Annotated in this window: 8 protein-coding genes; 5 read left to right on the forward strand and 3 right to left on the reverse strand. The window is 37.5% G+C overall.

The features are described from left to right. Window positions 1-12: 12 nt before the first annotated feature. The 3 genes from ACSLUO_RS15925 to ACSLUO_RS15935 all read right to left on the reverse strand — a co-directional run bounded on the left by ACSLUO_RS15925 (window position 13) and on the right by ACSLUO_RS15935 (window position 3,977). A complete protein-coding gene (locus ACSLUO_RS15925; RefSeq protein WP_448250016.1) occupies window positions 13-2,307 on the reverse strand; it encodes an FdhF/YdeP family oxidoreductase in 2,295 nt (764 codons plus the stop codon). Beyond that, entirely contained in the window at window positions 2,304-3,239 is a 936-nt protein-coding gene (gene fdhD, locus ACSLUO_RS15930) for a formate dehydrogenase accessory sulfurtransferase FdhD (protein ID WP_448250017.1), read from the reverse strand. Before fdhD ends, ACSLUO_RS15925 begins: the two co-directional genes overlap by 4 nt. Window positions 3,240-3,353: 114 nt before the next feature. Then, window positions 3,354-3,977 carry a peroxiredoxin family protein gene (locus ACSLUO_RS15935; RefSeq protein ID WP_448250019.1) on the reverse strand — a complete coding sequence of 208 codons (624 nt, stop codon included), beginning with the start codon at window positions 3,975-3,977 and terminating at the stop codon, window positions 3,354-3,356. A 197-nt stretch (window positions 3,978-4,174) separates the two neighbouring features. Here ACSLUO_RS15935 and ACSLUO_RS15940 point away from each other — a divergent pair, with 197 nt between their 5' ends. The 5 genes from ACSLUO_RS15940 (at window position 4,175) to ACSLUO_RS15960 (ending at window position 12,089) form a co-directional block, all read left to right on the forward strand. Beyond that, window positions 4,175-7,441, forward strand: a complete 3,267-nt coding sequence (locus tag ACSLUO_RS15940; protein ID WP_448250021.1) for an ATP-binding protein — start codon at window positions 4,175-4,177, stop codon at window positions 7,439-7,441. 96 nt (window positions 7,442-7,537) lie between these two features. Further along, complete coding sequence (purU, locus tag ACSLUO_RS15945; protein WP_448250023.1) at window positions 7,538-8,398, forward strand: formyltetrahydrofolate deformylase; 861 nt, start codon at window positions 7,538-7,540, stop codon at window positions 8,396-8,398. A gap of 102 nt (window positions 8,399-8,500) precedes the next feature. Then, on the forward strand, window positions 8,501-10,288 hold the full coding sequence (locus ACSLUO_RS15950; protein WP_448250025.1) for a M61 family metallopeptidase: 1,788 nt from the start codon (window positions 8,501-8,503) through the stop codon (window positions 10,286-10,288). 724 nt (window positions 10,289-11,012) lie between these two features. After that, window positions 11,013-11,585, forward strand: a complete 573-nt coding sequence (yihI, locus tag ACSLUO_RS15955) for a Der GTPase-activating protein YihI (RefSeq protein ID WP_448250027.1) — start codon at window positions 11,013-11,015, stop codon at window positions 11,583-11,585. 6 nt (window positions 11,586-11,591) lie between these two features. Further along, window positions 11,592-12,089, forward strand: coding sequence for a DUF2489 domain-containing protein (locus ACSLUO_RS15960; protein WP_448250029.1), 498 nt, complete (start codon window positions 11,592-11,594; stop codon window positions 12,087-12,089). The last annotated feature ends 27 nt before the right edge of the window (window positions 12,090-12,116 follow it).

A 12,116-nucleotide genomic window follows, 5' to 3' on the forward strand; every position in this document is an offset into this window, starting at 1 on the left:
TAAACTGTAGCTTTATAAAATAGCTGCAGTTTGCTGTGTTTTTTCAATAATTACCGCTATTGATTTTGAGGTTGGGGTATCGCTTAAATCACCATTACTGGCAAGTGGCACGAGTGGATTCGCTTCAGGGAAATAAGCAGCAATATTACCTTTGGGAATGTCGTAACTCACTAATTTAAAATTGACTATTTGTCGTTTTTTCTTATCCGGCCATAAGCTGGTTACGTCAACTCGCTCACCTTCAACTAAATTCAAATCAGTAATATCTTGTGTATTCATTAAAATAATATTGCGTTCGCCGCTAATACCACGATATCGGTCTTCAAAACCATAAATAGTGGTATTGTATTGATCATGAGAACGTAAGGTTTGTAAGACAAAAATTTTATTATTGGATAAGGCTCTTATTGGCGCAGGCACAATATCATCAGGTAAATCATGGCTATGAAACTGTGCTTTGTTCGTTTTTGTTAACCATTGAAGTTGGGCCGCACTATTGCCTAAATAAAAACCGCCGGGTTGTTTCAGTTTATTATTCATATCAGCAAAGCCGGGAATCGTGTTAGCAATAGCATCGCGAATTAAGTCGTAATTACTTGCCATAGCTAACCAATCGACAGGTTTAGCACCTAAGGTGGCTTGCGCAATGCCAGCGATAATGGCGGGCTCTGAACGCATGTTCTTAGTATTGCTGGCAACCACACCTTGTGAAGCGTGGACCATGGAAAATGAGTCTTCAACGGTAACCGATTGTGGCCCTGTGGCTTGCATATCAATATCGGTACGGCCTAAACAAGGCAGTATTAATGATTGTTTGCCGTGGGTTAAGTGGCTACGGTTTAATTTAGTGGCAATGTTGACGGTTAAATCACAGTTACTCAGTGCTTGTGTGGTAATTTCGGTATCAGGCGTTGCTGCAACAAAATTACCCCCTAGTGCAATAAAGACCTTACTTTCACCATTTAACATTGCTTGAATCGCTTCAACGGTATTGTGACCTGCTTGTTGTGGTGGTTTGAAATGAAAACTGTTTTCAAGCGCATCAAGAAAAGCTTGTTCAGGCTTTTCATTAATGCCCATGGTGCGATCACCTTGAACGTTAGAGTGGCCACGTACCGGGCATAAGCCCGCACCTTTTTGACCAATATGACCAAATAATAGCTGTAAATTAGTAAACTCTTGAATGGTGGCAACGGAATGTTTATGTTGGGTAATTCCCATCGCCCAAGTAATAATTACCCGTTTAGATTGTTGAAATAAATCAGCCGCTTGAGTAATTTCGGCGGTTGTTAACCCTGATTGCTCGGTAATTAACGACCATGGCGTTTGCTCAACCGTTTGCAAATATTGCTCTAAACCAAGGCAATGTTCATTGATAAAGCTAACATTAAATACTTGTTTATTTTCACTTAATGCTTGTTGGTGACGAGCCAATAATACTTTTACTATGCCACGCACAACAGCCATGTCACCACCAAGTTTCGGGGTGAAATATTGTTTAGTGATCGCTTTGCCGCCGGTTAACATTTCAACGGGGGATTGCGGATTAGTAAAACGTTCTAAACCACGTTCTTTTAAATTATTAAAGGTGACAATATTGGCACCACGATGAGCGGCTTTACTTAAGGTATCAAGCATACGTGGGTGGTTGGTGCCGGGATTCTGGCCAAAAACAAAAATACCGTCGGCATGTTCAAAATCATCAATAGTAACAGTACCTTTGCCTGTGCCAATGGCACTTTTTAAGGCGACGCCGCTGGCTTCGTGACACATGTTTGAGCAATCAGGAAAGTTATTACTGCCAAAACGGCGAACAAATAATTGATATAAAAAAGCCGCTTCGTTACTGGCTCGGCCAGAAGTATAGAATTCTGCTTGGTTCGGATCGGATAATTTATTTAATTCACTAGCGATCAAGTCAAAGGCTGCTTGCCATGAAATGGCTTGATATTTATCACTTGCTTGGTCATACACCAAAGGCTCTGCTAAACGGCCTTGGTATTCTAAAAAATAATCACTTTGTTTGTTCAGCCAGGTAACTGTGTATTGCGAAAAAAATTCGCCATCAATACGGCGAGCCGTGGCTTCCCAATTGACCGCTTTGGCACCATTTTCACAAAAACGAAATCGACCGGGTTCGTCTTTTTCTCCCCAAGCACAGCCGGGGCAGTCAAAACCATGATCTTGATTGGTTTTTAATAAATTTTTAATATTACGGGCAACGTTTTCACTTTTTAATAAATGTTTAGCGGTGCTTTTTAATGCGCCCCAACCACCGGCAGAGCCGTTGTATTTTTTTACCGTCATAATATGTGCTCGTGTTTGCTCTGCGGCGCAATTTGAGAATTGATCCGCCAGTTGCCGTGATAGACATTAAATTGCTGATTTTTGGTAAACCCAATTAAGGTAATATTAAATTGTTTGGCAACGTCAATAGCTAAACTCGACGGCGCACCGACTGCGATAATTACCGGAATACCCGCCATTACAGCTTTTTGCATTAATTCAAAACTTACGCGGCCAGTTAATAATAAAATGGCGCGAGCAATCGCTGTTTGTTGCATGACAATATCGCCAATAATTTTATCAACGGCATTGTGTCGGCCAATATCTTCTCGAATACTAATCCACTGTTCGTTATTAATTAAACCAGCGCCATGAACACCGCCAGTATCAATAAATAAGCTTTGTTGCTTTGTTAATTGCTGTACAAGTTGCGGAATACTAGCCATGTTTAGCCAATGTTGTTCGTTATTCACGGATTGTTGTGTTTTTAGTGCCAGTGACTTAATCGAAGTTTTGCCACAAAGGCCACAACTTGATTGGCTGGTAAAGCTGCGACTTAAACTGGGCCAGTCAATGGTAATGTGTTTGGCAAGTTCCACTTCAACAATATTATTGGTTTCGCTATCGCTAGCAATTTTGATCGATAAGATATCGGCTGCTGTGGTGATCACCGCTTCCGAAAATAAAAAGCCGGTAATTAAAGCAACATCATCGCCAGGTGTCCGCATGATCACGGCCAGTTCTCGTTGCTGGTAGTTATTTTTTGCCTGCTCAAACGACACCAAATTAATTTGTAACGGCTCTTCAATAACCACTTCATCGCTTGATAAGCGAGTGCTTAAACAATTCAAGCGATAATGGTGTTTATTAACCGTTTTACTCGTAGGGCTACTAGGTAATTGGCGTATTGTTGGCTGTAAATCAGGTTTTATCATACCGCTAAGTATACACATTCAGACCTGAAATAAATAACAGCTAACGGATAAGAAATAGTACGATATTGCGCATTATGGGCAAATAATGAATGGTGAATATCGTACTAGTTAATTGTTTAACCTTAGTTCAGGTTATTTTACTAAACTTGCCGCTTTCAGTAATAACTCTTCATGTAAACGCACTTTAAAGTTAGGGTTAACATAATTAAATTGCACTAAACCTTGCTGATCAATAATGTAAATTGCTGGCGCCGGTAGTACCAAACGTTGCTGATTAAGTTTGTTGGTTTGTAGCGGGTTGCCTAATGAGAGTTTAGCAACGTATTTTTCAGTGGTTTTTTCCGAGGCAAAATAAGCTAAACCAAAAGCTTGGCTGATGGTTGAGTGATAATCAGATAATAATTGGTAATTAAGATCTTGTTTTTTGATGCTTGCTTTTAAGTCAGCTACGCTATCGGTTGAAATACCAATTAATTGAAAGCCCATATCAGCAAGTTGATTTTCAATTTTTTTCAATTGTCCCATTTGAGTATTACAAAATGGACACCAACCACCACGATAGAAAAACAAAATTGATTTTTTACCGTTTAATAAGGCTTTTAAACTTGGTGTGGTATTGTTGGTAGTGACAACCTTAACATCAGGGATCATTTGGCCGTTTAATAATGGCTGAATACTATCAGCGTTTTCGGCGATGGGTTTGGCAAAAACGTTAAAACTTGTGACTAATAAAATAAGTGGTAATAATTTTTTCATATTTTTTCCTTTAAAGTAGCGTTAGCACCTAATAGACCGTATAAAACCAATATTCTTTCATTGTGAATGAGCACTGGCTTACTAGCAATAATCACAAGTAGGTTTTATTGTTGAGCTGTGTTAATTTGTCAGGCTAAATCTTTAGGTTAACATGCTGAAATAGTACTGAATGCTGGTTTATAAGAGTAAGGCAAGCTGTGAAAAAAATAACTTATCTTTATTGTCAACTTAGCCATTTAGCGCTAATTGTAAAAGTTTTTTGCTGTAGTTGTTTACTTATTTCTACTAGCTTATTAGCGCAGGTTGAACAGCTCCCAGCAGAAAAAACCATCAAAGTAGGCTTGTTAAATTCAACCACTATTTCAGATAATCAAGGTAGTCATCTTAATTATTTAAATAGTTTTGTTTTTGAATATTGGCAACTGTGGGGATTTACTCACCAACAAAAAGTTGCGTTTGTTTATTTAGCTGGCGAAGAGGTTTTTCCTGCTCTTGAACAAGGTAAAATCGACGTAGTGGGGTTAACTACTATTACCGGTATTGATCCTGATAATCTTTATAGTATTCCATACGCCAGTTTTAAACAGAAAATTTTTAAAAACCGCAACGGTAATGAGCAAGCTGGCACTCAGTTAGCGGTTAACTCCCCTCGTAAAACAACGCTGGATTTTTTATCGGATTATGTAGATCTTGATTATTATGCCGATATTGACGAAATGTTAGCCAATTATCAACATTATGATGCCTTATATTCCATTCGCCCTTGGGCGTTAGAGCAACAGCTAGCGGCGTTAAATTTAGCGCAAGATTTTTATGTTAGTACTGATGAAGAAGCGCCTGAAATTCATTTTCATTTTGCAACCAGAAAATCTGATCGGCAGTTAATGGCTGTTATAAATGACAGTTTACGAGCTGTTACTAAAAGCCAACTAAAAATGTGGCAAAAAAAGTATATACCGCAACAACTTAATAATTTTAGTTTTACATTAGGTGACTATATTCCAAATTTAACGGAAGCCGAAAAACAGTATGTGATAGATAATAACCACCTAGATTATCCTGTGTTACCAAGTGGTTTTCCTCCTTATATTATCAATAAAAATTTTATTCATATTAATGAACGTGGTTTAACCATGGATATGTTAAAACATATCACCAAAACCACGGGCTTAGTGTTTAACAATGTTTATGTTGATCGTATTGAAACGGCCAAGGCACATTTAGCTAAAGGAGAAGTTGATTTTTATGCTTTAGCCAACAAAGGTGCAGCATCAACAAATGATCTACTTTATTCTACACCTTATGTAACGTCTCATTTTAGTTTGATTTATCGACATGAGCATTTTGTTGATAGCAGCTTAAATGCTTTAAACACACAAGTGATTGCGGTGGTTAGAGGGCTAACAATTACTGAATATTTACAACAACAATTACCTCAAGCCAAGTTTAAATATTACCACCATATTCACGATGCCATCTATGCAGTCGCGAAAGGGGATGCAACTGCTTATGTTGGTGAGGCCTTAAATAATGCTTACGTAATTAAGCAAGAAAAATTCGCCAACCTAGCGTCAGCGCCCTTTAAAAATATTGCTTTAAAGGCTGAATTAGCTTTTGCTACTTTAGCTAACAATGAGCATTTAATTTCTTTAGTTGATCGTGCGATTAATAGCTTGTCAGCAAGTGAGTTTGACTCCATGTATGCGACTTGGAGTAAAACGGCTTTTTCAGAAGCATCTGCGAAAAAAGAAGTACAGGCCGCTTATAAAAATGCCACCATGGTTATCATTGCGATAATTTTATTGGTTATTTTGCTGATGCGTTTTTATATTCGGCAGCTTAATTTTAGGAAAGCGGCACAGCATAACATTGAAAAAGCATTAGCGGTTGCTGAAGAGGCGAGAGCTGAAGCGGAAAGATCAGCACAAGCCAAAATTAACTTTTTGGCGCGTATGAGTCATGAAATCCGTACCCCGATGAACGGCGTTTTAGGTATGGCTGAATCACTTAGCTTTACGGAACTTTCGGCAAATCAAAAAAATTTATTGCGTACCTTAACCGGCTCGGCTGAAAATTTATTAATGTTATTAAATGATATTTTAGATTTTGCCAAAATGGATGCCGGAAAACTGACCTTAGAATCGCAACCGGTTAGTATAAAAGACCTTGCTGAGCGTTCAATGCAAGCGGTTCGGCATATTGAAAAGGAAAAAAATATTGCCTTAAACGTTAACCTAGATGACGATTTAAATTACCGCTATTTTGCTGATCCATTACGGCTAACTCAGGTGTTTAATAACTTAATAAGCAATGCTATCAAGTTTACCGAGCAAGGTAGTGTCACTCTTTCTGCAAATTTAATTGCCAGTAATACCGAGCAGGGAAACACTTATGACACCATCAGACTGAGCGTTAAAGATACCGGTATTGGTATTTCACCCGTGCAACAAAAACATTTGTTTAGTCCATTTACTCAAGCCGATAGCGCTGTAACCCGTAAATTTGGTGGTACTGGCTTAGGTTTATCTATTTGCCAAGAAATTGTCAATGCGATGGGCAGCCAAATATATATTCAATCTAGTGAAAATGTTGGCAGTGATTTTTATTTTGAATTGAGCTTAAAACAAGTGCCGGTGATAAATATTGCCGAAGAAAGGCGACAAAAACCCCGAGATCAAAGTATTAATACACTTCAGAATGACGCAAAATTTGAGCAGTTAAAAGTATTAATGGCAGAAGATAACCTAGTAAATGTGAAAGTGTTATCTGCGCAGCTTGCTCGTTTAAATATTACTGCCGATATCGCTGAAAATGGCCAACAAGCATTAACTTTGTTTGAACAAACACCTTACGATATTGTGATTTCAGATTGCCATATGCCAATTGTGGATGGTTATGAATTAGCGGCCTTATTAAAACAGAAAAAACATCAACAAAAGCCATGGTTAATTGCAATAACGGCGGATGCGTTAGAGGGGACCGCGGAAAAATGTTTAGCAGCGGGCTTTGATGATTATATTGCGAAACCTTGTACGCAAGCTACGGTTACTAATAAGCTTCATCATGCTTTAAGAAAAATTACCGCTGCACAGCTTAATGAAGATTTAACCAATAAATGGTCGTTTGTTTATTTTAAGCCGGCATTATTAATGTCACATAATGACTATGATCGCGTGCTTTGTAAAAATATTGCCCAAGTTTTTATTGATATGTGGCGTGCTGATAAGCCGCAATTAATCTCCGCTTTAGATGAGCTGGATTTTCATCATATTTTTGCGTTGGTACATAGATTAAAAGGCAGTATTCGTTATTTAGGTAGTGAGAGCATAGAGTGCAACGCCATTTTAATTCAAAAACAAGCGCACGCCTTACAAAAAGAAGCGATTCGCTATTCTTGTAAACTGTTTATTCGTGAACTTGATTTATTAACAAAAGAAGTCATTGAATGGCTGGCCGATTTATAACGAGTATTTTTTAGCCCGTTTACCATTAGCATATTAGCCTAGTATGAGTATAATAGCCGCGCAAAATAAGCGTAAGCGCGACCTATGGAATGAATAATGAGTGAAATAAACCGATATATTTTAACTTGGCAGTGCCCAGACACTTCTGGTGTTATGGCAAAAGTAACCAATAGTTTATATGAACATGGTGCTTTTATCACCGAAACGGCTCAATACAGTGATCCTTACAGTAATACGTTTTTTTCGCGCTTGCTGTTTGATGACCGTAATTTAACGGTACCAATTTCTGAGTTTATTGATGCGGTTAGCTCGTTAGCGGGGCCAATGCAATTACAGTATCGTTTACGTAAAGAAGACGATGTTCCTAATGTTATTATTGCGGTATCACAATATGATCACTGTTTAGTGTCGTTATTAACTAAATGGAAGTCAGGGGCTTTACCGATTAATGTGGTAGCGATTGTTTCAAATCATCAACATTGTCAGTCGTTAGCAGAGTGGCATGGCGTTCCCTTTCATTATTTACCAGTAACGCCGGCAAACAAAGCAGAGCAAGAAGCGCAATTATTAGCCTTAATGGAAGAAACTAATACTGAATTATTAGTGTTAGCGCGTTATATGCAAATATTATCCAATGATCTTTGCCAGAAACTCGAAGGCAAAGCCATTAATATTCATCATTCATTTTTACCCAGTTTTAAAGGCGCTAAACCTTATCATCAAGCACATGCTCGTGGTGTTAAAGTTATAGGAGCTACTGCGCATTATGTAACTGCTGACCTTGATGAAGGGCCGATTATCGTGCAAGAAGTTAAGCCGATTAATCATGCCTTTACTATTGAAAAAATGGTTCATCTTGGTCATGACCTAGAAGCAACTGCTTTGAGCCATGCCGTTAATATGCATGCCGAGCAACGGATTTGTTTAAATCACGATAAAACAGTGATCCTTGCATAGCTTTTAATCTAATTAAAAGCTTACAGGCAAAGTGCCAATTTGTTGTGATTCTGATAAAGTGGTGACATAGGTTTTACCACTTTATTTGTCATAGAAGCTACAATGAATCATATCCAATATCATATTTGTGTTGCCAACAGCCATAGCCACCTTTTTTCTGTAAAAATTACCTTTCCTAGCAATATTAATAGTACTTATACCTTGTCATTACCTGCTTGGTTGCCAGGTAGTTATATGATCCGTGATTTTGCTAAAAATATCATTCAGCCGAAAGCTTTTGCTCAGCAAAATCAGCCGTTAGATTTAATAAAAATAGACAAACAAACTTGGCAAGTAACCGCGCAAGCGGAAACGACCACACTTGAATATCAGGTGTTTGCTTTTGATTTGTCGGTACGTACTGCCTACTTAGATAATCAACGTGGCTTTTTTAATGGTAGCTCAACGTTTTTAGCTATTGAAGAACTGAAAGAGTTGGCCTGCCAATTAACCATTGAGCAGCCTGAACAGCAGCCAAATTGGCGAGTTGCTACAGGCTTAACACGAGCAAAAAGCACAGAAAAATACCAATTTGGCGAGTACCTTGCGGTTGATTATCAAGAATTAATTGATGGCCCGGTCGCAATAGGTGATTTTGATGTAAGTGAATTTACCGTTGAAGGCGTGACGCACCATATGGTGTTTACGAGCCAACATTTTGGTGATACCGAGCGTTTATGTCGAGATGTTGCAAAACTATGTCAGCATCATATTAGTTTATTTGGCGAAGCACCTTTTAAAGAATATTGGTTTATTACCCATTTACAAGCAAAAGGGTTTGGTGGTTTAGAGCATAAAAATTCAACTATTTTACAAGCCAGTCGCTTTGATTTACCGAATCCAAATAAACCAGAAGAATTATCTGATAACTATAAAACCTTTTTAAGTTTATGTTCGCATGAGTATTTTCATGCGTGGAATGTTTGCCGCATAAAGCCAAAAGCTTTTGTACCATACAACTTACAAAAAGAAAGTTACACCACACAATTGTGGGCTTATGAAGGGATCACCTCGTATTACGATGATTTTTCATTATATCGCACAGGTATTATCGACTTTGATAGTTATTTAGCACTATTAGCCAAAACCGCTACCCGTGTTTACCGTGGTTTAGGACAGCATAAGCTTAGCGTTGAAGATTCTAGCTTTTATACCTGGACCAAGTTTTATCAGCAAGGCGCTGATGCGGTAAATAATATTGTTAGCTATTACACTAAAGGTGCATTAATTGCCTTGTGGTTAGATTTAACCATTCGCAAACATTCCCAAGGGCAACATAGCCTAGACGATTTAATGCGTGAATTATGGATTCATTTTGGTCGCCCGAATATTGGCACCCAAACAGAAGATTTTATTAACATTACTAATATTTTGTGTCAGCAAGACTTAACTTCACAAATTAATCAAATGCTAACCAGTGCTAGTGCCCTTGAATTACAGCCATTATTAGCAGAGTTTGGTGTTGTTAAACATTTTAGTAAATTTAAAGCACTAAATAGTATCGAAACCGTTGTTGCAAATCAGCCAATTCCTTATTTAGGTGCTTTATTTCAAAATAAAGAGTTAGGCGTAAAAATTACTTCGGTAGTTGAAAATTCACCTGCGGCACAAGCCGGTTTAGCGGTAAATGATATTTTAATTGCGGTTAATGGTATTAAGGTAACAGAGCAGTCGATACAACAATTATCGGAACATTTGCCATTAAACAAACCGTTTTCTTGTCATTATTTTCGTGATGATTTGTTATTAACAACCCAATTGAGTTTTTCTGACTCGCCATTAACGGGTATTAGTTTTGTGGTTAGTGAAGAAGAAAAAGCCAAATTATGGCAAAAAAGCATCCGCCATTAATGTATACATTAGAGGTTTGTTATTTAATAGCGTGAAAAAATAATCATATTTTCAAATTTTGACGACAAATATTTAATAAATTTGAAATAAAATTTAATACATTTTTATCTTTAAAAACATTAGTATGCGTTAATGTATACGTTAATCGTTTAAAAAAACTAAAATTAATGCTTGCTGTCTGCGCAAAGATGGGTAAAGTATTAGTCAGCTACTGAGTAGCGAAAATATCAAAAAAGGAAATGTTGCACGGAAAGCAAGATATCAATTAACTTTGATGATAACTTTTACAGAATATGGATGGTTCAATAACTTCAAGGTATGGAAGTGGTTATAACCTAAATTAGGTTAAGGGTTGTTTAACCCCAGATAATAATAAAAAAATAGCTACTAAAGCTAAATAATAACAAAAATAAGAGTATGTTTAACAGGGATAGTACTAATAAGGTAGGATACCGAAATTAAGATTAGGAAGTTATTTGTTAATGGTTTAACCAAGATAACAATATCCGAAAGCGATGGCTAAGCCATCGCTTTTTTCCTTTCTGGCTCATGATTTTTTCTCTTCTCAACTACACACTAAATCCTATTAAACTTATCACTAAGTTTTGATAGCAATTCGACAGTAAAAATAATTAAGCTAAAAGCAAACATTAATGGAATAGAATTGGTATTAACCTTTGTTTGCAGTAAAATACCCCACAAGTAACTTCTTTGAGCATTTCCAATGACCCGATCAAAAAAATCTAGAAAACCAGGTACTGGTTCTAGTGGTGTACGTAAAGCAGATAAAGACGCTTTAGCGATTGTAAAAGAAAAGCGTTTGCGTAAAAAAACGGGTAATAAACCTGGTACCCGACAAGTCACTAAAAGCAAAACTGATGGACAAACTAACGCTCAAAATAAAGATCCGCGTTTAGGTAGTAAAAAACCTATCGAATTAATTAAAACAGCGCCGGTAAAAACTCAACCTAAGCAAAAAGCACCAAAGGTTGTGGATATACCACAAGTGCGCGCGGTTGATTCGACAGAGTCAGATTTAATGCAGGAATTAGCTCGCATTGAAGAAGATGAACAATTACAAACAATACTAGCAAAACAAGAAGATGACATTACATTAAGTGAGTCTGAGGTTGAATATTTCAACAAACTGATGGATCGTCACCAAGAAATTAGTAGCCAGTTAGGTTTGGACGAAGAAGACGATGAAGAGTTTTTAACGGCCAGCAAACAGCCGTTATCAGAAGAAGATTTATGGCGTAAGTTTAATGATACTGATTTTGATGACGAGGAGTTGTAAGCGTTGATGGACAGTAGTGATTTATGGCTTTATTTGTTGTTGGCGGGTGTCGTTGTTATTGTTGGCTTAGCTTTTTATGCCGGTAAGTTACTCTCGCAATTAAAACAGCAAAAAATTAGCCAAGCACAAGCGCAACAAGCGTTAATTGCTGGTCAAAATGCACATGACGCTAAAATTTTAACGAGTGTGCAAATTATTGCCAAAGCAATGAAAGAAGAACAGTGTGAATATGCTGAGGGGTGTTGGCGGATCAGTGTCTTACTTGATTCGTTAAAAGCGAGCCAATCACTAGACGCGCAGTTTCCTGCTATATTTGAGTTATATAATCAAATAAAGCACATGCAAATTTTAGACGCCCGTAAAGAACTCGCGAAAAAAGAACGAATGAAGCAAGACGTTGAACGTATGAAAGCGGAAGCATCGTTATATGATGCCATCAATGCTGATTTAAACTTATTGCTACAATACAGCCAAGAACGGCTTGCGGTGCTAAAACAAGTTTAATTTTTGCCACTGTGCTTTTCATTGAAA

It is taken from the genome of Thalassotalea agariperforans, from assembly GCF_053470345.1.